Origin of the sequence: Glutamicibacter nicotianae (assembly GCF_016907615.1) — a bacterium.
GTDB classification, from domain to species: Bacteria; Actinomycetota; Actinomycetes; order Actinomycetales; family Micrococcaceae; genus Glutamicibacter; species Glutamicibacter nicotianae.
In genome coordinates, this window is the sequence record NZ_JAFBCH010000001.1 from 1,800,913 (window position 1) to 1,824,188 (window position 23,276).

Genomic DNA, 23,276 nt, shown 5'->3' on the forward strand with positions numbered 1-23,276 from the left:
TTAGCGCATGCCAGAACTGCCAGAAGTTGAAGTCGTCCGCGAAGGGTTGGACAAGTGGGTTCGCACTCGAACGGTGCAAACCGTTCAGGTGCTCGACCCCCGTTCTGTCCGCCGTCATACCGATGGCGTTGAAGATTTCGAACAGACCCTGAGCGGCTGTTCCATTGCTTCTGTTGTTCGCCGGGGCAAGTTCCTCTGGATGGACTTGGAAGGCTTGCCTACTCCGGCGGCCTTGGTAGCTCACCTGGGGATGAGCGGGCAACTTCTTGTTGAAGAGCCTGACGCTCCCGATGAGAAGCATCTAAAAGTACGCCTATCATTGAGCAATAGATTCGGCTACCCACGCGAACTGCGCTTCGTCGACCAGCGAATCTTCGGCGGAATGTTCCTGTCGCCTGTCATAGCAACACCAGATGGGTTGCCTGCGGGCGCAGGTTCGCTACAGCCATCGATCCCATTAGCGGCTGCGCACATCGCCAGGGATGTCATGGATCCTCACCGCAATCCCGAGGACCTGTACGTCGCGCTTCGCAAAAAGAATACAGAATTGAAGCGGGCCATTCTGGACCAGGGGATCATTTCAGGCGTCGGCAACATCTATGCGGATGAGGCACTATGGCAAGCACGCCTGTCCGGATTGCGCAGTACCGCAACAATTAGGCGTCCTGAGGTTCAACGCCTTAACGATGCCCTGGTTGATGTGATGACTCGCGCCCTTGCATCTGGCGGTACCAGCTTTGATTCTCTCTATGTAAATGTGAACGGTGCCAGCGGTTATTTCGCCAGGTCATTGAACGCCTATGGGCGTGAAGGCAAAGTCTGTTTGCGGTGCGAGGAGAACGGACGAGAATCGTTGATTCGGCGGGATCCGTTTATGGGCCGTTCCTCATACAGCTGTCCCGTGTGCCAACCACGTCCACGCCGCACACGACGCTAGCTGGCGCATCGAGAACTTATATCAGGCTAGGCAGTCTGAGAATTGAGCACCTGTTCATTGAATGGTGCCCAAGCGTCAACGGCCCACTGTCCAAAGTCCTTATCGGTGAGCGTCACACAGGCTAGACGATGTTCTGGATCCACCCAGAGGAATGTGCCAGACTGACCAAAGTGCCCGAATGTCGATGCCGGATGGCTTGCGCCTGTCCAGTGTGGCGATTTGGATGATCGGATTTCAAAGCCGAGTCCCCAGTCATTCGGATTCTGACGCCCATAGCCAGGCAGAATCCCAGCTAGGTTCTCAAAATGAACACGCGTTGCGTCATGTAATGTTTCTTGCGCCACGATAGTTGGGTTCAATAGCTCAGCCGCGAATTTTGCCAAGTCCGCGGCAGTGGAGCGCCCATCCTTCGCGCAGCTGCCGGCAATCTCAGTGCTAGCCATGGCCAGGGGGGCGAAGACAGCCTCTTGTGCGTACTGGGACATGCTGATTCCAGTCTGTTGCTCCAAATGCTCTCCGAGCTTCTCGAATCCGAAATTCGAGTAGCCGCGTTTGGTCCCTACGGCAAAGCGGATCGTTTCGGAATCGAAGTCATAGCCGGCTGTATGCGCCAAGAGGTGGTGCACCGTGGAACCCTCTGGCCCTGCAGGGTCTTCGAGGGTGATGGCTTCTTCTTCTAGCGCTACCAAGAACGTGTAGGCACTGAGCAATTTCGTCACTGAGGCCAAGGGATAAACGCGTGCAGTATCACCGTGCTGGTCAATGATTGCCCCGTTGCCGTTGACTACCATGGAAACCGCATTGTCACTAGGCCACTGGTCAATCTGCGTCAGAATGCTCATAGAATGATCTATCCCTCGATTTTCGTTCTTGGATTTTGCGAGCACAACCAGAAAATCCCTACCGTGCTTCGCTAGAATTGCCACAAGGATTGGGTTTGGATGTCCAACCCAACTTTAGCCATTCGACCCAAACTTAGGAACTTCACGCCGTGCATCTCAAGACTCTCACCGTTCGCGGATTCAAGTCTTTTGCGTCGGCGACCACCTTTGAATTCGAACCCGGTGTCACAGCAGTTGTCGGGCCTAACGGCTCGGGCAAATCCAATGTGGTGGATGCGCTGTCTTGGGTCATGGGGGAGCAGGGTGCCAAGACACTTCGCGGCGGCAAGATGGAAGACGTGATCTTCGCCGGCACGTCGGGTCGCCCACCGCTTGGACGTGCCCACGTTTCCTTGACCATCGATAACGCAGATGGCCAGCTTCCCATCGACTATGCAGAAGTCACTATCTCCCGCACCTTATTCCGTACCGGCGGATCCGAATACGCAATTAATGGAAGCTCGTGTCGTCTACTGGACATTCAAGAGCTGCTCTCGGACTCCGGCCTGGGGCGGGAAATGCATGTGATTGTCGGGCAGGGGCAGCTGGACCGCATTCTGCACGCAACAGCCGAAGACCGGCGTGGCTTCATTGAAGAGGCGGCCGGCGTGCTCAAGCACCGTCGGCGCAAAGAGAAAACTCTGCGTAAGCTGCAGGCAATGCAGGGAAACCTGGATCGCCTTGAGGATTTGAGCGCTGAGGTGCGGCGCCAATTGGCCCCGTTGGGACGGCAGGCGAAAATTGCTCGCCGCGCGCAGACGGTTCAGCTCGACGTTCGGGATGCAAAGTCCCGCCTGCTTGCTGATGATTTGGTCACGCTGAATAACAAGCTGGCACAAGATATTGATGACGAATCGAAGATCCAAGCCCAGCAAGAAGAGGCTGCTGCACGCCTGGAACGCATCAAGAAGCACATCGAAGAACTCGCTTCCCAGATGGAAACCATCACCCCGCGTCTTGGGCAGATTCAGGAAACATGGGTTGCGCTGAGTACCCAAGCAGAAAGGTACCGTTCGCTGGCCGCGTTGGCTCGTGAACGAGCGAAATTGCTGGAGAGCAACGAAACCCATTTCGATTCCAGCCGTGATCCTGAGCGGTTGGAAGCCCAAGCTGAGCGAATGAGCTCAGAACTTGAGGAACTGGAAGAAGCTCTTGAAGACCGCCATGAGATCCAGGCTGAAGCCGTTGAATCCAGGGAGCAGGCAGAGGAAGCCTCGCGGGCTGAACAACAACGAATGGCTGCCATGCTTCGTGCCGCAGCGGATCGCCGCGAGGGGATGTCCCGGCTAGCCTCCCAGGTGGCTTCCGCACGTAGCCGTGTCGATGTAACTCGGGCTGAGATATCTCGCCTTCAGGAAAGTATCCGTTCCTTCGACTCGGATCTTGAATTGGATTCGCGCTCTCACGCCGAAGTCGCCACCGATCTTGAAAAACAGCTAGCTGGCGAAGCGCAGCTGAATCTGGATTTCGAGAGTGCGGATCAAGAACATTCAGCTTTGTCAGAAGCACACAACGCCGATAGCCAGCGGGAACGTGAACTATCTGTGCGTGTTTCAGGACTGCGCGCACGCCTTGATGCCCTGAAGCTGAACTCAAAACCAGATGATCAGTCCGTTCACCTTCTTCGTTCAGCTGCTGGCAAGGTCCTGGGGCGTTTGGGCGAGCTGATTACGGTCAACCCCGGATACGAACAGGCCATCGCCGCGATATTGCGTGAGAACGCCGAAGCATTGGTAGCCAAGAACCTTGGCAACGCGCTGGAACTCATCGAAGACGTGCAACAGCAAGCCGCCAGCCAGATTTTCCTGCACGCAGAGCTGTCTTCAGAGGTTGCTACTGCGGCTGGCGTGGCTAACGCCGTCAGCGCTCGTGAAGTTGTCGCTGCCGATAGCGCTTTGGACAGTTTGCTTGATCAGCTTTTCGATGGCCACTACATCATTGAGGAGATGAGCCAAGCGCCGGCAGTATTGGCGCAGCACCCGTCGGCTTTGCTCACCACCTTGGACGGCATAACTGTTTCCGCATTACGCAGCTCTGTGGGAGATTCAGCGGGCGCTTCCCTGATCGCTCAACAGGCGTTGGTAGAACAGACGGAGAACGAACTATCCCAGTGCCAAGAAGAACTTTCATCAGTTGAACAAAGACTGGCCCAACGAGGTCCAGAGCTTTCCGTCGCCCAGCAACAGCGCGAAGACGCCTTGTCCGCTTTAACGGAATCAGACGCGACAATTGATGAACTGTCGTCGTATCTGGCACGTCTCGGGCAGAAGCTGCGGAGCGCGCAATCGGATAAATCCGCGTTGGAAGAAAAGCTCGAAGCAACGCTTGAGAAGCTGGAAATTGAGCAGGAATCTCTGGAAGAGATTACTGAGCGCATGGAACTTGCTTCGACCGATCAAAACGAAGAAACCGTGGACGACGCGGCCCGGGCAGCACTGGCCGATGCCGCGGCCGCCGCACGCCAGCAGGAATTGGAAGCTCGTCTGGCCTTGCGCAGCAGCGAAGAGCGCGTTTCTGCGTTGCGCTCACGCATCGAGGGGTTGCGCCGCACTGCGGCCGCCGAGCGAAATCACCGTGAAGTCGCCGCCCGACGTGCTGAACAGCGCAAGGCCCAGGCCGCCAATGCGAACCGCATTGAGCAAGCCGCTGAACGCGTCCTGCGTTTCATAGAAGTATCGGCATCCATGGCTGGCCAAGAACGCGAGGAACTCGACGGCAAGAAAACCGGACTCGAAACCATGCTGGGTAGCCAGCGCAGGGAAGCGGAACAGCTCTCCGCAGAGCTCGCCCGGCTTGCAGATGCCGTGCATCGCGACGAGATGGCCCGTGCCGAACTGCGGATGCGTATTGAGAACCTTGAGACCAAGGCACTGGAAGAACTGGGATTCACCCCCGATCATCTGATTGCCAACTATGGTCCAGACCAGCTGATTCCGGAAGCTGTAGATGAAGACGACAAGTGGGGTGCGCTTCGGCAGAGCGTTGACGAAGACGGGAACCCTGTCGGCACCCGAGCCTATGATCGCGTGGAGCAGGAAAAGCGGCTGAAGAAAGCAGAACGCGACCTAGCGGCCCTGGGCAAGGTCAACCCGCTGGCACTTGAAGAATTCGCCGCTTTGGAAGAGCGCCATAAATTCCTGTCAGGCCAGCTAGAGGATTTGAAGAAGTCCCGCGGGGATTTGCAGCAGATCATTGCTGACGTTGATTCCCACGTCGAACGAGTGTTCACCGAGGCCTACAACGACACAGCCGTGCAGTTCAAGCGGATCTTCGACCGCCTGTTCCCGGGCGGCGAAGGCCAGCTCGTGCTTACCGATCCCGAAAATATGCTCACCACGGGCATCGAGGTGGAAGCGCGTCCAGCCGGCAAGAAGATCAAGCGGCTCTCGCTGCTCTCCGGTGGCGAGCGTTCGCTGACTGCCGTCGCCTTGCTGGTCGCCATCTTCAAGGCCCGGCCATCTCCCTTCTATGTAATGGACGAGGTCGAGGCTGCCTTGGACGATATGAACTTGGGGCGCTTGATCACGATCTTTGAGGAGCTGCGCGAGTCCTCCCAGCTGATCGTGATTACCCACCAGAAAAAGACCATGGAAGTGGCTGATGCGCTGTACGGTGTCACCATGCGCGGAGACGGAGTTTCCACGGTCATCAGCCAGAAGATGGATCGAGTTGTAACTTCGTAGCTCTTGCGGCAGGGCGGGGATACGCCAGGCAAACGAATCAAAATGGGTGAAGGTGTAGCAAAGCCCGAATCTTCAGGTTTGTATCAATCATGCAGCGGCCACCGGATTTATCAGCAAAGATGCTTGCCAAGCGAGCCAGCCCGTCGGCTTACGGAACCGCCCGGCTGGCTTCGATCCGATCGCCGACATCATACAAAGCAAAGAAGCTCGTAGTTGCCACTAGCGGCAACTACGAGCTTCTTTACTGTGCAACGGCTAATTCGCCATGCCTACGAGCACGTATTGAGCTTTCCGTCATTCCGGTAAGCAACTGTTGAATCAAGAGCCAGCGGTCCGCCGATGAGGACGTTGGTCCAGCCTTCCATGCTGGTCAGTGCCGAGCCGATTGATTTCGGCAGGCAGGTCTTCTTGGCCAGCAGCATTGGCGCTCCGTTATAGCCTGCTGCAACAGCACCGCTGAGCCCGTCAGGGAAGTTCTTGCCGTTGGCAATGAACTGTCGCTGTGAACCATTGGGCCAGAAGGCCTTGGCGATGACAGCACTGGTGTCATATCGCGTTGCGCCGCCATAGCGGGCGATGCGGGCATTCGGAACCGCCTTGCGGATCTGGTTTTCCGCAGTCTTGGAAACCGCCAGTGGTCCGCCGGCCAAATACACGGTGGAAGGATTCAAGCGCTTCAGCTGTTTCAAGATGGCGCTCGGGACGTACTTCTTGCTGCTCAACAGCAACGGAGCCTCGCGGTCCGCCGCGACTGCCGCCATGGACAGGGCATCAGGGAACGAACGTCCCGAGGCGACAAACACATTCTTCGCAGAGGACCAATTCGTAGCGATCTCGGCGCTGGTTCCGTAACGGGTGCTTCCCGCTTCACGCGATACCGGTGCGTACTTCTTCAATTGAGTGAACGTCTTGCTGCTGACTGCGGTCGGGCCACCTGCAATAATGATGCGCGAAGGATTCAGGCGTTTGATTTCCGCAGCCACCTCGCTGGGCAGGTACGCCTGCTTGGTCAACAGCAAAGGAGCGTTGTGGCGGTTGGCCAGCGACGTGACCGACAGCGCATCAGCGAAGTGCTCACCGGAAGCGACAACAACAGTCTTCGCGCCATAGGGGAAGGTGCGTTTGGAGATCGCAACAGGAGTTCCGTAGCGGTTGGCACCAGACATCCGTGTTGGGCCCAAGCGGGTCGGCCACACATCCATGTTGCCGAAGTAGCTGGTGGTCAACTTGTAGGCGGTGCTGCGGCGGTTCTTCGCGAAGTCGCGCAATGAAGTCAGGTCGCCGTTCCACACGTTGGCATCCACGTTATTGGTCGAGCCCAGCATGTTGGAGTTGGAAGAATACTGCCAGACGTTGAAGGTGGTCCAGCCTTCGGGAAGCTCCCGGGGATTCTTCGCGACGTCAGAGGTCGGGAAAATGGACACATGCAGTGGCCAGGACTTGAAGGCCACGGAATCACCCGTGCATTCGTCCCACCAAGACTGGGCGGTGTAGATCATCGGCAGGCGGCCGGTCTTGGCCTTGACGGTGTTGCCGAAGTCCTTGATCCACGCGACCATTGCCGAAGGAGACATGCCGTAGCACATATCGCCCTTGCCCTGAGGGTAAGCGGTCTTGCTATACGGGTTCCACTCGATATCCAGCAACGGCGGCATGGTGTACCCGTCGTTGGTCCAACCGCCGCCATTGGCCATGAATTCCTTGGCCTGTGCAGCGCCGGACGAATGGGCAGGCATGGCGAAATGGTACGCACCGCGGATCAGGCCGGCATTGCGCGAGTTGATGTAGTTCTGGCTGAACTTCGGGTCCTTGTACAAGGACGAAGGCCATGACTGGGTGGCCTTGATGTAGGCGAAGCGTGCTCCGTTGGCCTTGGCGGTGGACCAGTTCACAGTGCCTTGATGGCGGGAAACATCGATTCCGAGGGTGCCCGGCGGACGCCAAGTGCGCAGCTCATCCAGGGAAGCGGGCGCACCGACATCGAAGGGAATGGAAGCGGCAGCATCATCCGAGGCCAGCTGCGCGAGATCCGCCAGCTCGGCCACGGTGGGGACGGTAGCGTCTCCAGTTTCCGCAATTCGCTTGGCACCTTGCCCCAGCTGGGCATCGAGGTGCTCCAACTCCAGTTCGGCCAGCGCCTTGTCGGCCAGCTTCACCCGCTCCTTGTTGGAAAGTTCCTCACCCTTGGACAGCGCCGTGGAGATTTCCTCAGCAGCCGGCGTGGCCACGGCAGCAGATGTGCTCTGCGTTGGCGCCGTGGACTCAGCAACCTTGTCGCCGGTCCCGGTCAGCTCCGGCGCATCAGATGCCGTCGAAGATAGTTCCGGCGTGTCTGTCGCGATGGCCGTGGGAGTAGGAGATTGGCTTGATTGAGCGGAGGGTTCTTCCGCTGGTGCAGCGAAACCCGGACCCGCAGAAAGCGGGATGGAAAGTGCGGCTACGACCGCAATGGATAGGGCTTTGGATCGTCGTGACCGGAGTGCCGGCATGGATTCCCCTGAAAAATTGAGTGCAAGTGACATGGCAAAAGCCTTTGTCAGTATATCTACCCGATGTTTTCCGGCAAGATTCCGGGAATTAATATTCAGCCTGAAAAACAGTGGAAACGAAGTTGCCTATTCAGTCAATTTCACCGGCTTTATGGTTTTTGGAACCAGAAGCCACGCAATCACCCCGACCAGGCCAACTACTGCCGAAATATTGAATGCCAATTGGAAGCTGATCGTATCTGCCATGGCACCGGCCAACAGCGGACCGATAATGGAACCGAGATCCGTGCACATCTGGAAACCGGCCAGAGCCTTGCCGCCGTTGCGTCCGGAACCAATCACGTCAGCCACGGACGCCTGCTGCGCGGGGCCAAGCAGCCCACCGCCAAGACCAGCCAGCACTGAGAAGACGATGAAGCCAACCAAGGACGTCGAGTAGCCCATGGCGCCAATGGACAAGAGCAAGATGCTCATCCCGAGGACAATAGGAATCTTGCGGCCAATGCTATCAGTCAGTCGGCCGGAGAACATCAGCGCGCAACCGTTCCCGATGGCAAACACCGTCATGGAAATCCCGGCAGCCGTGGCGCCCATGGCTTGGCCGAAGACGGCCAAGGCGAAGAGGGGAATCATGCTGTTGCGTACGCCGAAGGCCAGCCAGCCGTAGCTGAACCCGGAGAACAACGCTGCCCGATAGGCGGGGGAGGCCAGCGCCTCGCGCGTGGTCACTACCTCGATATCCGTTTTCCGCGAGCGCGGGTTGGCGGCATCCGTATCCAGTTCACGGCGGCGGCCCAACGCCATGTAGACCACTCCCGCGGCAATCACCAGGGCTGTTCCGTAGATCAGGAAGGGAACACGCATGCCCAGCGGGGCAAGCAGTGTTCCAAGAACAGGGCCAAAGACATTGCCCAAGAGGAAGGAGCCGGCGTACAAGCCGGAGATGCGTCCGCGGGATTTTTCCGGAGCCAGGCGTGCAATCAGCGCCATGGCCGAAATGGTGAACATGGTTGAGCCGAATCCGCCCAGTCCGCGGGCAATCAACAGCTGGGTGTAGTCCTGCACCACCGCGCAGAGCAACGTGGATACCGCCACCAGCAGCACACCGGTGACGTAGATTCTTGGCTCGCCCAGCTTGCCTACCAATACTCCGGCTACCGGTGCGAAAATCAAGCGGGTAAAGGCAAAGATGCTGACGATGATCGTGGCAGCCGCATTGCCGACATCAAAGCTCACCGCATACTGGGGCAGGATCGGGGCAATGAGCCCGAAACCCAAGGCGATGATGAAAGCCGCTACCAGCAGCACGCCAATCTCCTGTGGGATCGGGGGCCTGGATGTACGGGTGGTTTTCAATGCCATAACTATTGGAAAGATGGTTCTGCCGCCAAGCGGGCAGCAACCGTCAGCCTTTCTGGAACGACGTGTAGGGCAAATCAGCCCACCAGCCAGTCTAGCCCCGGATGCCAAATACGCTTTCGCTGGTGCTGAGCGCCAGATGATCCCTAAATCGTTGGAGATATGAGACGATTTAAAGCGTGTCTGATTCGCTTATATTAACCATCATCATTGTCGCGGTTGTTGCCGTGGTGGCCATTGGCGTCATCGCCTTCGTCACCAAGGGCCGCAAGCCCAAGACCCCGTATACCTCAGAGCGCGACGCAGACGACTTGCCAACCGGCCAGAGCGCTGAGGGCGATACTGATGCCGCAGCGGACACTGCCGGAGCAAGTGACGCACCCGTCGTAGTCCAGGAACCTGCCGCACCGGCTGCGCCACAGCTCGATGTTCCTGAACCAGTGCAGGGCCGTCTGGCCCGCCTGCGTGCGCGACTGACCAAGTCCAATAACATGTTCTCCAAGGGCCTGCTGGCCCTGCTCAGCCAAGACTCGATTGACGAGGATGTCTGGGAAGAGATTGAAGAGAACCTGCTGATGGCAGACCTGGGTACCGAACCTGCCCTTGAGCTTGTCGACGCCCTGCGCGAACGAGTGAAGATTGAAGGCAGCAAGGACCCGGCCCGGGTCAAGGCCATGCTCCGCGAGGAACTGCTCAAGCTGGTCGACCCGAGCCTGGACCGCAGCTACCTGCCTGAACCGCACCCGGACCGCCCGAGCGTCATCATGGTTGTCGGTGTCAACGGCGTAGGCAAGACCACCACGATCGGCAAGATGGCCCGAGTTCTCGTTGCTGAAGACAAGGACGTCCTGTTGGGCGCCGCCGACACATTCCGTGCTGCAGCTGCAGAACAGCTTGCCACCTGGGGTGACCGCGTGGGCGTGCCAACCGTTCGCTCGGAGATTGACGGTGCCGACCCGGCATCCGTTGCCTTTGAAGCTGTTTCCGCCGGCATTGACCAGGAAGTCGACATTGTCATGATCGACACCGCCGGCCGCCTGCAGAACAAGGTCGGCCTGATGGACGAGCTGGGCAAGATCAAGCGCGTGGTCGAGAAGAAGGCCACGATTGACGAAGTCCTGCTGGTCCTCGACGCGACCACCGGCCAGAACGGCCTGCAGCAGGCCAAGGTCTTCTCCGAAGTCGTCAACGTTTCGGGCATCGTGCTGACCAAACTCGATGGCACCGCCAAGGGCGGCATCGTCGTGGCTATCCAGCGCCAGCTTGGCGTTCCGGTAAAGCTCGTCGGCTTGGGCGAGGGCCCGGACGACCTTGCTCCATTCAACCCCGAAGATTTCGTGGACGCACTGCTCGAAGGCTAATCGCCTAAACGAAAATCCCATATCTTCCAGGTCTCCCCGCTGCTTGAAATAGCGGGGAGACCTTTGATTAAAAAGACTTCCGGTGGTGGTCTGATCAAACTGGGGTACCACGGGCGACCCACTTGGCATTGAGGGCTCTGTGCGTGGCGCTGCCGGCTCCTGCGTGCTACGACGTATTCGCTTTCTGCAGGGGCGCTGGTGTGCCGTTCAATGTCGAAGTATTCGCAACGCGGTTGGCACTCAATATGGATCTATTCGCGTGGATTGAGATCGGAGCCAGCGCGTGCGTTTCGAATAATGCAAGCATCATGAGACGCGGTGCCAACATTCGCCCGGGAGCGTGGGCTCCGAAAACCTGCCGCGACAAGATCGCGGTGGTGCAAGCTGCCTGCTGGTGCACGTTGATAGATCATTAGTGCTGAATTCAGCAGACACACTGCATCGCGACACGCCGTGATGCTTTTCATGCGGCCGAGGAGCCGAACTCGTATGCGCGGGTTTCGTACATGTAGCTAAAACTACTTGTCAGCGAGGAGAAGCTTCATTTGATACAAGTGATCTCGTGTTGCTTTGTCCGGGAATCGCACAATAATTTGCAGAAAGCGGTCAGGTAACTTCGATAAAGATGTTCTGGGGCATTGAGCATCTCCACTGCCATGCGAGGCATTCGGGGTTCTGCTCAATGGATCCAGAAATCTTGCAAGAAAGATCGATCTGGCAAAGGACTCACACCGACGTGTCGTCGAATCAAGACCTGCCGATTCCCGTGAACCGGGATTCGCGAACCAAGGCATTCCGCGCCGATATTCAGGGGCTTCGTGCCATAGCCGTTGGCATTGTGGTGCTGTATCACTTCTGGGGACACTATCTCCCTGGGGGCTTTGTAGGCGTCGATGTATTCTTCGTGATTTCTGGTTTCTTGATTACCTCGCACCTGATCTCCAAACCACCTAAGAATCTCGCGGACGTTGCGCATTTCTGGATGCGGCGAGTGAAACGCCTGATCCCTGCATCCTTCTTGGTGATCTTCGCCAGCGTTCTGGCTATCTGGATGTTTGCGCCGACCACGGTCTGGCAGGACTGGGGGTTGCAGGCAGTGGCTGCAACGTTCTACTTCCAAAACTGGTTCTTGGCCTTGACTAAAGTCGATTACCTAGCCGAAGGCGATGCGCCAAGTCCCTTCCAGCATTTCTGGTCATTGTCTGCTGAAGAGCAGTTCTACTTCGTTTGGCCGGTGCTGATTGGTTTGCTGATCTTTGCCGCAGTCAAGTTTGGGCTTAAGTCAGCGACCGTGGCGCTGGCAGGAATCAGTGCCGTGTTTGTTCTGTCCTTTGGCTACTCGATCTATGCGACGGCAGCCGAGCCGGGAAGCGCCTACTTCTCCACGTTCACCCGCGTATGGGAATTCGCTGCTGGAGCACTTGTCGCAGCATTGGGGCCACGTTTGCATGCGGCAAAGCGCGACCTTGTCAGTCTGATTGGCGCTTGGGGCGGCCTATTAGCCGTTGCTTTCAGTGCGTTGGCTTTCACTGGAGACATGCCATTCCCCGGCTACATTGCAGTCATCCCGGTATTCGGCACAGCCTTGCTCCTGCTGTCCCACTCCACCCACAGGTATTCTCCCAACGTCCTGCTGAACTCCAAGCTGTTCCAGTTCTTTGGGGATAATTCCTATGCCATTTACCTGTGGCACTGGCCGCTGCTGGTCTTGATGCCGTTCATGGTTGATGATTTCAAATGGCCACAGAAGATCCTGGCTCTCGCCCTGACCTTGTCTTTGGCAGTGCTGACTCAGAAGCTTGTCGAAGTTCGGTTCCGCAAATTCATTGATTCTTCTGTTGTGCTTTCGGCACCGCGCTTCCTGGTCTCCGGAAGCCTGATTCTGGCCTTGCTTTCCGGTGCCTTCTATATGAATACGGCGCGGGTCATGAATGATGCGCGGGACGTGGATAAGGCGCTGGCCCAAGTCGAGAAATCCGTGGGTCCAGAGTGTTTCGGAGCAGCCGCCCTGGCCGAAGATTGCGATCAGCAACAAGAAGCAATAGGCAATTACGACGTAGTTGCCCCTGCGCCAATCGTGGCTAAAACGGACAAGCCAGTTGTCTACAAGGACGATTGCTTTGCAAGCCAGAGCACCGACTTCAAAGAACGTCCCGTATGCAGCTACGGCGACGGAGACATTAAGGTCGCGCTGGTCGGCAACTCGCATGCCGCTCAATGGTTCCCCGCTTTGGAACCGCTGGTAGAGGAACATGGCTGGACTTTGGACACCTACGTTGCCAACCGCTGTGCCATCATGGCCGAACCACAGAAATTTGATTCGGAGTCGAAGACAGCCGGGTGTGCTGAACTGGGTACCTGGGTGAGCGAGCAGATTGAGAAAGAAGACTACGACCTGGTGATCAGCTCGAATCGCCAATCGGTACCGGTCAGCGGCTACAGCATGAAGGATACGGAAGAGCCGGCACAGAAGGCCTACGAGGAAATCCTGGAAAAGTGGTCGGATACTGGGGCGGACGTCGCGGTGATCCGTGATACCTCATGGCCCGGGGAAACCTTGGACAATGTTCCAGACTGCGTGGCATCGAACCCGAATGACCCCGATGAGTGCACCGGTGATGCGGACGATTGGATTCCGATGGATCCGCAAGTGGATGCGGTAAAGACCCTTGAAGATCCGTCAGTAGTGCAGATCGACATGAATGACCAGCTGTGCGAGGAAGACCGCTGCTATTCGGTGGTGGGCGGCATCGTGGCGTACTGGGACCACTCGCACCTGAGCGAAACTTTTGCGGGATCCTTGTCTCCGACCCTGGAATCCCGCCTGAAGAAGGCACTGGATTCCAAGGAATTGTTCCCGGCCGCATAAGGCATCGGACGGGCATCGCCTGGTGGGCCCCGGTTACGACGCATTCAATGCGTCGTAACCGGGGCCCATTGTCATTCTGCAGTGCTTCTCCCTGACGCAGGAGCATCTCGGCCTGGACGATAGGTGGAAACGCTTGGTTCTCCGGGCAGCCAAAATCGCCACGGGAACTGCGGCCCGCCTGCTATCCCGGCTACCCCAACGCGCGGCCCGGTGCGGATTGCTGCCGGAGCGCTGGGCGCGGCGTGGATGGCAAATGGGGGAGAGAACAGGTCCAATCCATCGTGCGTCAATCTGGTGAGTCCCAGCGCGGCGGCCAAGTTCCCCGGTCCGCGGGCTAGCTGGACTTCCGGGATGGGATTGCGCGCGTAGCGGGCTGGGCGTTTCTCCAGCCGGCGGGCCATTGCCAGTTCTGTCCCAGACGTAATTGCGCCTGAGCGTATCAGCACCCCGGACGCAATGCCCGGCGGCGAGCAAACGAAATTCAGGGCATAGTGCATGCCGTAGCTGAAATAAACATATGCATGTCCGGGGTCCAGGAACATGGATGCGTTGCGCTCGGTTTTCCGATCTTTCGAGTGGCTGCCGGGATCATAGGGGCCACCGGTGCCCAACCCCATGTATGCCTCGGTTTCCGTGATGCGCACGCTGACCGTTCCTTCGGCGGAATCCACCGTGAGCACTGCCCCGAGCAATTGCGGTGCAACGCTGAGCGCATCGGGCAAGAAGAAAGTGCGGTCCATGTCTCCAGTGTGCCTGCTGAAGCCAAATTGTCCCTGGCGCATGTCACGATTCTTTTTACTTGGAACTTGGGGGTTCAAGTAACTCGCACTCGTGAAATGGAGGTGGGCCATGAAAAAGTCCATTCTGACGGCAACTGCACTTGCCGGAATTCTCTCGCTGGCCGCTTGCGGCGTCTCCACGGAAGATTTCGAGGCCGCGCAGGCTTCAAGCTCGGCCATGGCCGCTGAGGTAGAAACGCTTCAAGCTCAGCTGACCGAAACGGAATCGCAATTGGCCCTGGCCCAGGACGAAGCTGCAGAGCTGCGCGCGGCCGAAGAAGAACGCGTCGCTGCCGAAGAAGCCGTGAAAGCCCGCAAGGCGAAGGAGAAGAAGGAGAAGGAAGCCGCGGCCAAGGCAGAGAAAGCCAAGGCCAACAAGGCCCGGAAAATCACCAAGCGCGAATTGGCGCAGATCGTGAAGAAGCCGGACGCGCACATCGATGAGAACGTGATCGTCTATGGGCGGGTCACGCAGTTCGACTCGGCGACCGGTCCCTGCACCTTCCGCGCTGATCTCAGCCACGCGCACGTAGGCAAATACGACTACGAGCACAATTCGATGTTCACCGCCGGCGACGGCCTGGTGGATTGCAAGGTGCTTGATGACATCGTGGCCGAGGATATCGTGCAAATCACCGCCACGGTTACCGGTTCGCTGAGCTACGACACCACCATCGGCGGCTCAACCACGGTGCCGAAGTTCCAGGTCGTGAAAATCAAGCGCCTGTAGCCGCACGCAGCGTCAGCGCAATCAGCCCGGTATCGGCAGAAAATACTTTCTGCCGATACCGGGCTGCCCGTTTTCACCGGCTGCCAGCAAAACCGTGAACTGTTCGAAACGGCATGGAAACATTGCCGAGAAGCAACCGTTACCCCCGGCTTGAACTTGATACACAGCGGAAACGAAGCAGCGAGCATTCGGAAACATCGGGTTAGTTCAATAGTCATATCACCACCGATACACCGAATAACTTGAGGGGACGTGATCCAGATGGAGTTGGATGTTGCCAGCTTATGGATCCTGATAGCTGCCGCGCTCGTGCTGCTGATGACACCGGCACTGGGACTTTTCTACGGCGGCATGACTCGCGCCACCGGCGTAGTGAACATGATGCTGATGAGCTTCTCCGCCGCGGCGATCACCGCAGTCGTCTGGGTGCTGTGGGGCTACTCGTTCTCCGCCGGAGAACCAGCCATCGCCGGGATTGTCGGCAACCCGATCAGCGACTTCGCGATGCACAACACCGAGCAGTCTGAGCTGCTCGCCGCCGGATTCGCCGGAACCTTCGCCATGATCTCGGTGGCCATCATCTCCGGAGCCATCGCCGACCGTGCACGTTTCGCACCGTGGCTGTTCTTCGTGCCACTGTGGGTCACCCTGGTCTACGCACCGGTGGCCTTCTGGGTCTGGGGCGGCGGCCTGCTCTCCGCCGACGGCTTCCTGGGCAGCATCTTCGGCGAGGCCATCGACTTCGCCGGCGGCGCAGTGGTCCACACCAACGCAGGTATCGCGGCCCTGGTCCTGGCCCTGAAGCTCGGCCAGCGCCACAACTTCCACGACCGTCCGCAGCCGCACAACACCCCGCTGGTGATGCTCGGTGCAGGCCTGCTGTGGTTCGGCTGGTTCGGCTTCAATGCCGGGGCGGCAACCACCGTCGAGCAGGCAGGACTCATCTGGGTCAACACCCTGGCAGCTCCGGGTGCCGCAGTCCTCGGCTGGATCCTGGTCGAGAAGCTGCGCGGCTCCCGCCCCAGCTCGCTGGGCGTTGCCTCCGGCCTGGTGGCCGGCCTGGTAGCCATCACCCCATCCTGCGCCGACGTTGCCCCATGGGCCGCCATGCTGCTGGGCGTGCTGGCCGGAGCCGGTGCCGCCTGGGCCGTGAACCTGAAGTGGAAGCTCGGCTACGACGACTCGCTGGATGTTGTCGGCGTGCACCTGGTCGCCGGCCTGATCGGCACCCTGTTCCTCGGCTTCTTCGCACTGCCAACCGAGGAAAGCGCCGGCGGCCTGTTCTATGGCGGCGGCGTAGCCCAGCTGATCGCCCAGACTGCCACCCTGATCGTGGTCATGGCCTTCTCCGCGGTGATGACCTGGGTCATCGCAACGGTTATTGGAAAGTTCAGCCCATGGCGTGTCACGGCAGACATCGAGATTGCCGGGATCGACGAGGCTGAACACAACGAAAATGGATACCAGCTGGTTTCCAAGTAAGGAGTGGAATCTGGAAAATAACGCAGTACAAGCACGAGGGGCTGGACGTTTCTGAAACGTCCGACAAGACCGCCGGTGGGCCATGCAGCCACCGGCGGTCTTGGCATTTGCCGATGCGCCAGCTGGCACATGTGCAAACCATGGGAATCAGCTTGCCCGGTGGCATCGGCACCGCGAAGGACCTTAGCGTGGCACTGACCAGCCGATCATTCCTGCGAATAAGGAGAGTGCCATGACCAGCGAACCACAACAGCCATCAGCTCACGGGCAAAAGCCGGTGCTGTCCGGCCCCGGACAGGACAGATGAGTAACTGACCACGACCCAGGGCGCTGAAGTCAACGACACCGATCACTCGCTGAAAGCCGGCGAGCGGGGCCCCACCCTGATGCAGGACCACCACCTGCGTGAGAAGATCATGCATTTCGATCACGAGCGCATTCCCGAGCGCGTTGTCCATGCGCGCGGTGCCGGCGCCCACGGCACATTAACCAGCTACGGCAATGCCGGCAAGCTGTGCCGTGCCGACTTCCTTAAGCCCGGACGCCAAACTAAGGTCTTCGTCCGCTTCTCCACCGTGGTCGGATCCCGCGGCTCCATGGACACCGCCCGCGATACCCGCGGCTTCGCCACGAAGTTCTACACTAACGAAGGCATCTTCGACCTGGTGGGCAACAACATCCCGGTGTTCTTCATCCAGGACGGGATCAAGTTCCCGGACCTCGTCCACGCCGCGAAGCCGCATCCCGATACGGAGATCCCGCAGGCGCAATCCGCCCACGACACCTTCTGGGATTTCGTCTCCCTGCATACCCCTGCCCAGGCCCATGTGATGTGGCAGATGAGCGACCCGGGCGCCATCTGGCTGGCTAGCACCGACGCGGATACCTGCGTCCCAGAGCATTGGCTTCAGGGCTTTGCCCGCCTGCACGCCGACGGGGCAGATGCGGTAGCGGGAACCGTGGAACCGGACCGCAGCGAACTCGATGAGCACCTCTTCGCCCTATGGCAGCAGGAATACCGGCCGGTGGAGGGGCATGGCCATATCCACGGCGCGAACTTCGGCGTGTGCGCTGCCGCCTATCTGGCTGTCGGAGGCTTCGAGCCGCTGGCGGCCCGGGAGGATGTGGCACTGGTGGAAGCCTTGCGCCATGCCGGTTACCGGGTCCAGGCCACGGCCCGGCTGCAGGCAACCACCTCTGGGCGCCTGCGCGGCCGGCTGGACGAAGGCTTCGCGGACTATCTGGCAACGCTGGAACACCGGATGCTCAACACCGGCTAGCATCCAGCAAGCAGACCTGGTCCCTGGCATGGAAACAGCCCCCTGGTGAACTGCGCGGTGCGCAGATTACCAGGGGGCTGTGCCAGTGGCAGCGTTGCCAGCTGTCATGAGCCGCTGCCGGACTCCTGTGCGACGTGCCTGTGTCCTGGAGCATTCGCATCGAAATGGGGCACCGCGTGGGCGACCGCACTGTACTGCCAATACTTCACGCGGAATGCTGCCATGCCGCTGTGCTCGGCCTGCGCGAACAAATCTTTGATCGTGCTGCGCGGCGCGCTGGCCGGAACCACTTCCAAAACTGGAGAAGGCTCGGAAATATGCAAGAATTTCAGCTCCCCGGTCTGCTTTCCAAGCATCGCGACCAGTACCGGCCGCTTGTGCACTGACACGAGGCCCATGACATCGTCGAGCGATTCCTCAGGCTGCGTCATGACCACTGGCATTCCCTGGGTCCAGCCATAATTGCCCAAATGACTTCTGCCCTCGCGTGATCCCAGCAACTCAGCAACACGCACCGCAGTCTGGGATCTGACTAGCCTTCCTGGCATGTGAACTACCCTCCACTTCTAGACGATACTTCTCACTTCAACTATGCAGTTTTCCGGCCCCTGAGGCGGCGGCATGGCCTGCAGTGACGCTGTCGACCATACGCCAAGCGGTGGGGGACTTGGTATGAAATTATCATTGGCCCACTAAGTTCTTGTTAACCCGTCCCGATTCCGAGGAAATTCACAGACTTTATTTTTTACTAGTCAAAGCCTTATTGCAGGAAATGGCTTGGGCTGCGCGGGCTCGGTTCGCCCATGTAGTTGCATGCCGCTGATCCATCGCCGGCAACCAAGGATGCTGATCATCGGCTCAGTTGCGCCCCAGTTCTCGCAGGGCCCGATGCGCTGCATGCCAGCCGGCCATGCCATGCACCCCGCCGCCCGGCGGCGTGGAAGAAGAGCACAGGTACAGTCCCGGAATGCCGAGGGAATAGGGATTGGGCGAAGCGGAGGGGCGGAAGAATTGCTGGGTGCCGGACAGCGATCCGCCGCCGATATCGCCGCCGACCAGGTTGGGATCCCAAGCCTGCAGCTGCGCCGGGGAAGTGTCCACCCGCTGCACGATCCGGTCCCTGAAGCCCGGCGCGAACCGCTCGATCTGCGCATCGATGAGCGCACCGGCATCCCCGGCATAGCCCTGGGGCACGTGGGCGTAGGACCAGATGACGTGGCGGCCAGCTCTCCTGCGTTCTGCATCGCCCGGTCCAGCGATGCTTCGGTATCCCATAACCCGGCGTGCTTGACCTGCGCCGGGCTGGAAGCCAACTGGGAAAGGTCATAGCGCAGATTGCTGCTGGCAGCCTTCAGCACTGCGCTCAGCATGCCCAGGGTAGTGGCGACATCGGCCACCAGTTGCGGCTTGGCTTGCTGCGCGAGCCAGCGCAGGTCATCCAGAGCGGTCATGGCCAGCGCACCGAGTGCGGCAGAGGATTTCGCGGCCTGCAAGCAGGCCTGTGCAAGACGGCGGTCGCGCTGCTGCGAGGCCGGTTGCGCGTAGGCTACCCCGAACTCCGCGGAAGCCCGCGCATCACGGTCTGCCATGGCCAGCGCGTCGAGCCGCAGCTGCTTGGCCCGTGCCAGCAGGCCGGTGAGTTCGGACTGTGCGGTCCCCGAAGCCGATACGTAGCCGCCGGACATTGACATCAGCGCGGCGGCGGCTGCGAGCATCAGCGCCGCCGCGGCTCCGCCGCCCGGGTTCCCGTCCGATTCAGCCAGCTCCTCCAGCCAGCGTCCAATGCGTGCATCGCTGATTGGACGCTGCGCCAGGCTATTCGCCATGCCCCTGGTCTTGGCTCATCGAACCTTCACCGGGCGGGGTTTCATCCGGTGGTACCGAACCTCCCGGTTCAAGCCCGGTAATCAGTTGCTCTTCTGGATCGGGGTTGGATGTGGCCGCGGCCTCGCGGTTGGCTGATTGCGCATCGTCGTGTGCATCGTCGCGTTCGCCATCGTCCTGCGGCGCGGAGAATTCCTGCGGGTTCATCGGCTGCTCCTGTCTGCATGATTGCTGGAGGTGAGAGTCCAGCCCTTGTCCGCTCACGCTAGGCAGCGCTCGGCGGCGGGTTCAACAGCAAGGAGCGATTCACACCGAACGATCGGATTGAGGTGCGCTGCCTGCCGGAGATCAACCGGCCGAGGACTATCCATGCCCCAGGTGCTTGAGCACTGCTGCATGCAGGCGCGCATCGGACAGCAACCGGAAATGCCCCAGCGTGGGCAGCTTGATATTGGTGGCTCCGGCCAAGTCGCAGCCGCCGGGGATGTGCGGGTCGAAGCTGCTGTAGATGGAGATGATCCGCGAATTCACGCTCAAGTTGGCCGAGAGCTTGAGCAGCCCCTGGGCATTGGGGGACAGGGCCCGCAGGGAGCGGATCGGAGCATAGCGTGCATAGCGCGAACCGGAGAAAGGAGTGCCGATGGCGATCATCCGATTGATCCGGTATCCCTGCAGCGAGGCGGCCATGAGGTACTTGCCGATCAGGCCGCCTTTGCTGTGCGCCACCAGCACCGCACCGTCCAGCTGCTCCGTGGCCAGGTAGCTCGAAACTGCCTCGGACATCTCCGGCACGGTGCCGTGGTTGAAGCCGAGCTGAGGGATCACATGCACCGAGTGGCCGGCTTGGTGCAGCGCCTTGGCCAGCGGGAGCATGAACTTCCAGGATTCCCAGATTCCCGGAATCAGCACCACCGGTTCTGCCACCTGGTCGCTGCCCGCGCGCAGCTGGTCGGCCGGCGTGCCCGGCAGCAGCGAACGAAGCTGCCCGGCGCCAGCATAGAGATAATCTTGCAGCCATGCGCAGGACAGCACTGCCCACCGGGAAAGCCTTCCTGCCAGGGTGCTGGTCTCCATCGTGGATCCTCCGTTTTTCACCGCGCTGCGGGGACCGGTTGCCCCACGGTCCCTCCTCACAGCATTATCAGCACATCAGCACGGTTCAAGCAGGAAGCGACATTGCCCGCCCAGGGATTTCCGGGTTTCCGGCGGCCGAGCAGTTGTCTCCAACGCGCCGTATCGAGGCAGGAATCCCGGGTGGAATCAGCGCTCGCCGGAAGACGAGCAGGCATCGGAACCGCAACGTTTTGATGCCGGATTTCCGGGGTGGCGGCACGGCTGGGATGGTGCCGCGGGAGAACGGTGTTCCGCAGGACCATCCCCGCCGTTGCAAAAGCCTTCAACTAGCCATGGATTATTCATCGGGCTAGGGCTATTCTGAGGTTCTGTTGAGTAATTGCAGTTTTGGGGGACTGGCAAGTTATGAAACGACAACATCATGGTTTAAGCAGTTCTATGCCGCGCGGAGTCTTGGGGACCAGCCGCCGGTTGCCGTATGGGGCACTGGCTATCGCTGCGGCATTTGGCCTGAGCAGTGCATTGGCGTGGCCCGGTGCGGCCGGTGCAATGCCTGCCAGAGCTGAATCAAGCACCGTGGCCTTCAGCGCGGAATCCCGGCCGCTGCTCGGGCGCGACGTCGTCACCGTACCGGATATGCCCGAAGTGGCCGGCATAGAAATCACCGGCCTGAAATCTGGCACTGAGAGGCTCGGCGGGTCCGAGCCTGGCCCGGTGGCACAGGTGGCTGAGCGTCGAGCTTCTATGACGGCAACGTCGAGTTCGGGGGTAACAGTGCCGCCCGCACCGATTGCCGCGTCCCAGGAGATCCGGACGGCCATGCTGCGCACCGGCCTGCTGCTGGAGCACCCGGTGGCCACCCGGCAAATCTCCAGTGCGTTCGGCTGGAGAGCCAACCCGACAGGTGCCGGGCACCAAATCCACATCGGCCAGGATTATCCCATTGCCTGCGGCTCGCCTGTTCGGGCCAGCGAGACCGGCAGGGTGATTGTCGCCGGCTGGGCGGGCCATTCCGGCCAACGGGTCACCATTGACCACGGGAATCGGGTGCAGACCGGATACAGCCACAATTCGCTGCTGCTGGTAAGCGTTGGCGAATTCGTGGTCCAAGGCCAAGTCATTGCGTTGTCCGGGACAACCGGCAATTCCACTGGGTGCCATGTGCATTTCGAAGTCATCGTCAATGGGCAGTGGCAGAATCCGAGCAACTACCTGCCGATGGCCGGCGGGCAACGGCGAGCGGTGCTTGCAGCCGGGCCATTTGCGGTGGACGCCGGCAGTGCCCTGCGCCAGCAATCGGTTGCTGGAGCATTTGGGCATTCTTCCCGGACCTCAAGCAACCGCGGCTCAGCAGGCGAAGAACGCCCAACCCGTGTGAAGCATTACCAGGCTGACCCGGTGCAGCCATCTGCCGAGGGCAACCAGAAAAAGGCCAAGATGGCCAAGCCTAGGAATCAGCCGAAAAAGGATCACTCGAAAGCCAGCCCGTCTCCACGAACCACGCAGGCGGCACCGCAGCCGAACAAGGCGCCTAAGCCGCCGAAGAAGCTAGGAACCGAACGCCCGAAGGCCCAGCCAACGCAAACTCCTGTTCCAGCTGAGCCAAGCGCGTCAACGGCAGCACCGATTCCAAGTGCGCCAACGGCAGCGCCAACGCCAAGCACTGGACCAGTGGAGCAACCCAGCGCTTCCGCATCACCTACCGCGACACCCACCGAGTCGACGATGCCTTCGGCATCACCTACCGCCTCGGAGTCTCCAGCTCCGGAGAATCCAACAGAGGAAGTGGAATCCACCCAGCCACCTCCATTGGCCGAGCCGACCCTCGCTCCTGAACCGAGCCCGGACTCGGGTATCGAACCGCAGCAGGAGAAAGAAACGGGAAACCCGGACACGTCGGACCATGAGGAGGAAACCGAGCCCACGGCCGGGACAGAGAAGATCATCGGAGTAGCCCAGCCGAAGATCGTGGACATGCAGGCAGAGAAGCGCCAGAAGGCTCCGCCTGTAGCCAAGGAGCTGGCGCCGGCCAAGCCTGCTGCTCCAGAGAAGAAGAGCGCAAAGAAGCCAGCGGCTGAAAAGCCCAAGCCGGCAGCTCCGGCCAAGGCGGCTGCGCCTGCAGCGAAGAAGGTCGCGAAGGCGCCGGTCGCGGCGGTTCCGCAACCTCAGCCGAAGCCAAAGCTGCAGCCGAAACCAAAACCGAAGCCAATGCCAAAGCCTCCAGTTGCGGCGCCGGCCGTGCAGAAAGCTGCACCAGCAGCGGCCAAGCCGAACCCGAAGGCCGCGGTTCCTGCACCGGCTGAAGCTGCCGCCCCAGCCAAGGTGCCGAAGCCGCCGGCAGGCACCGCGCCTGCTGCGCGCGAGGCAAAGCCGTAGCCCTTGGCTCCCGGCACCCGAAGCTGCTCCCGTCCTTTCGGAGGGGAGCAGCTTCGGCGTTGCGCCATAGGCTGCTGGTGAAACGCTGCACAGCTGGTTAGTTCGGCGCCCGATTATTGATATTCTTGGGAGTTGAGTCCTGTGCGATTTTC

15 protein-coding genes and 2 pseudogenes are annotated in these 23,276 nt (G+C 59.8%); 8 read left to right on the forward strand and 9 right to left on the reverse strand.

The features are described 5' to 3' along the window. Positions 1-7: 7 nt before the first annotated feature. Positions 8-937: a bifunctional DNA-formamidopyrimidine glycosylase/DNA-(apurinic or apyrimidinic site) lyase gene (gene mutM / locus JOE62_RS08635; RefSeq protein WP_204721889.1), complete on the forward strand. Its 930-nt coding sequence runs from the start codon at positions 8-10 to the stop codon at positions 935-937. Between the two features lie 26 nt (positions 938-963). On the opposite strand, the gene JOE62_RS08640 is transcribed toward mutM, so the two are convergent. Beyond that, positions 964-1,779 carry a serine hydrolase domain-containing protein gene (locus JOE62_RS08640; RefSeq protein WP_204721891.1) on the reverse strand — a complete coding sequence of 272 codons (816 nt, stop codon included), beginning with the start codon at positions 1,777-1,779 and terminating at the stop codon, positions 964-966. A 149-nt stretch (positions 1,780-1,928) separates the two neighbouring features. Between JOE62_RS08640 and smc the strand changes: the two genes are divergently transcribed. Further along, a complete protein-coding gene (smc, locus tag JOE62_RS08645) occupies positions 1,929-5,501 on the forward strand; it encodes a chromosome segregation protein SMC (protein WP_204721893.1) in 3,573 nt (1,190 codons plus the stop codon). A 269-nt stretch (positions 5,502-5,770) separates the two neighbouring features. Here smc and JOE62_RS08650 read toward each other — a convergent pair whose 3' ends face one another. Together JOE62_RS08650 and JOE62_RS08655 are read right to left on the reverse strand one after the other, a co-directional pair. Next, entirely contained in the window at positions 5,771-7,729 is a 1,959-nt protein-coding gene (locus JOE62_RS08650) for a cell wall-binding repeat-containing protein (protein ID WP_204721895.1), read from the reverse strand. 387 nt (positions 7,730-8,116) lie between these two features. Continuing rightward, positions 8,117-9,298 carry an MFS transporter gene (locus JOE62_RS08655; protein WP_204721897.1) on the reverse strand — a complete coding sequence of 394 codons (1,182 nt, stop codon included), beginning with the start codon at positions 9,296-9,298 and terminating at the stop codon, positions 8,117-8,119. A gap of 230 nt (positions 9,299-9,528) precedes the next feature. Here JOE62_RS08655 and ftsY point away from each other — a divergent pair, with 230 nt between their 5' ends. Continuing rightward, entirely contained in the window at positions 9,529-10,710 is a 1,182-nt protein-coding gene (gene ftsY / locus JOE62_RS08660; RefSeq protein ID WP_204721899.1) for a signal recognition particle-docking protein FtsY, read from the forward strand. Positions 10,711-11,335: 625 nt separating this feature from the next. Next, positions 11,336-13,579, forward strand: a complete 2,244-nt coding sequence (locus JOE62_RS08665; protein ID WP_204721901.1) for an acyltransferase family protein — start codon at positions 11,336-11,338, stop codon at positions 13,577-13,579. Positions 13,580-13,650: 71 nt separating this feature from the next. Here JOE62_RS08665 and JOE62_RS08670 read toward each other — a convergent pair whose 3' ends face one another. After that, on the reverse strand, positions 13,651-14,319 hold the full coding sequence (locus JOE62_RS08670) for a DNA-3-methyladenine glycosylase (RefSeq protein WP_204721903.1): 669 nt from the start codon (positions 14,317-14,319) through the stop codon (positions 13,651-13,653). 109 nt (positions 14,320-14,428) lie between these two features. On the opposite strand from JOE62_RS08670, the gene JOE62_RS08675 reads away from it, so the two are divergent. The 3 genes and pseudogenes from JOE62_RS08675 to JOE62_RS16525 form a co-directional block, all read left to right on the forward strand. Further along, entirely contained in the window at positions 14,429-15,088 is a 660-nt protein-coding gene (locus tag JOE62_RS08675; RefSeq protein WP_204721905.1) for a hypothetical protein, read from the forward strand. 261 nt (positions 15,089-15,349) lie between these two features. Further along, entirely contained in the window at positions 15,350-16,570 is a 1,221-nt protein-coding gene (locus JOE62_RS08680; protein WP_190265186.1) for an ammonium transporter, read from the forward strand. A 311-nt stretch (positions 16,571-16,881) separates the two neighbouring features. Continuing rightward, positions 16,882-17,424, forward strand: a pseudogene (locus JOE62_RS16525) (catalase); the annotation flags it as partial. 530 nt (positions 17,425-17,954) lie between these two features. On the opposite strand, the gene JOE62_RS08690 reads toward JOE62_RS16525, so the two are convergent. The 5 genes and pseudogenes from JOE62_RS08690 to JOE62_RS08705 all read right to left on the reverse strand — a co-directional run bounded on the left by JOE62_RS08690 (position 17,955) and on the right by JOE62_RS08705 (position 20,748). Next, positions 17,955-18,281, reverse strand: a complete 327-nt coding sequence (locus tag JOE62_RS08690) for a hypothetical protein (RefSeq protein ID WP_239543282.1) — start codon at positions 18,279-18,281, stop codon at positions 17,955-17,957. Between the two features lie 427 nt (positions 18,282-18,708). Then, a complete protein-coding gene (locus JOE62_RS16265) occupies positions 18,709-19,125 on the reverse strand; it encodes a phytoene desaturase family protein (protein WP_338085770.1) in 417 nt (138 codons plus the stop codon). Between the two features lie 47 nt (positions 19,126-19,172). Further along, positions 19,173-19,676: pseudogene (locus tag JOE62_RS16770) on the reverse strand (cyclodeaminase/cyclohydrolase family protein); the annotation flags it as partial. Beyond that, positions 19,666-19,881, reverse strand: a complete 216-nt coding sequence (locus JOE62_RS08700; protein ID WP_204721911.1) for a DUF6480 family protein — start codon at positions 19,879-19,881, stop codon at positions 19,666-19,668. The gene JOE62_RS08700 and the pseudogene JOE62_RS16770, both read right to left, overlap by 11 nt. A gap of 156 nt (positions 19,882-20,037) precedes the next feature. Further along, positions 20,038-20,748: a lipase family protein gene (locus tag JOE62_RS08705; protein ID WP_204721913.1), complete on the reverse strand. Its 711-nt coding sequence runs from the start codon at positions 20,746-20,748 to the stop codon at positions 20,038-20,040. Positions 20,749-21,186: 438 nt separating this feature from the next. On the opposite strand from JOE62_RS08705, the gene JOE62_RS08710 reads away from it, so the two are divergent. Beyond that, a complete protein-coding gene (locus JOE62_RS08710; protein ID WP_204721914.1) occupies positions 21,187-23,124 on the forward strand; it encodes a peptidoglycan DD-metalloendopeptidase family protein in 1,938 nt (645 codons plus the stop codon). Positions 23,125-23,276 lie beyond the last annotated feature (152 nt).

Coding starts and splice junctions, on each gene's coding strand:
- JOE62_RS08665 (WP_204721901.1), top strand. CDS start 11,336: ATGTTCTGGGGCATTGAGCATCTCCACTGCCATGCGAGGCATTCGGGG.
- JOE62_RS08675 (WP_204721905.1), top strand. CDS start 14,429: ATGAAAAAGTCCATTCTGACGGCAACTGCACTTGCCGGAATTCTCTCG.
- JOE62_RS08710 (WP_204721914.1), top strand. CDS start 21,187: ATGCCGCGCGGAGTCTTGGGGACCAGCCGCCGGTTGCCGTATGGGGCA.
- JOE62_RS08670 (WP_204721903.1), bottom strand. CDS start 14,319: ATGGACCGCACTTTCTTCTTGCCCGATGCGCTCAGCGTTGCACCGCAA.
- JOE62_RS08680 (WP_190265186.1), top strand. CDS start 15,350: ATGGAGTTGGATGTTGCCAGCTTATGGATCCTGATAGCTGCCGCGCTC.
- JOE62_RS08700 (WP_204721911.1), bottom strand. CDS start 19,881: ATGAACCCGCAGGAATTCTCCGCGCCGCAGGACGATGGCGAACGCGAC.
- JOE62_RS16265 (WP_338085770.1), bottom strand. CDS start 19,125: ATGGGATACCGAAGCATCGCTGGACCGGGCGATGCAGAACGCAGGAGA.
- mutM (WP_204721889.1), top strand. CDS start 8: ATGCCAGAACTGCCAGAAGTTGAAGTCGTCCGCGAAGGGTTGGACAAG.
- JOE62_RS08705 (WP_204721913.1), bottom strand. CDS start 20,748: ATGGAGACCAGCACCCTGGCAGGAAGGCTTTCCCGGTGGGCAGTGCTG.
- JOE62_RS08640 (WP_204721891.1), bottom strand. CDS start 1,779: ATGAGCATTCTGACGCAGATTGACCAGTGGCCTAGTGACAATGCGGTT.
- JOE62_RS08690 (WP_239543282.1), bottom strand. CDS start 18,281: ATGACGCAGCCTGAGGAATCGCTCGACGATGTCATGGGCCTCGTGTCA.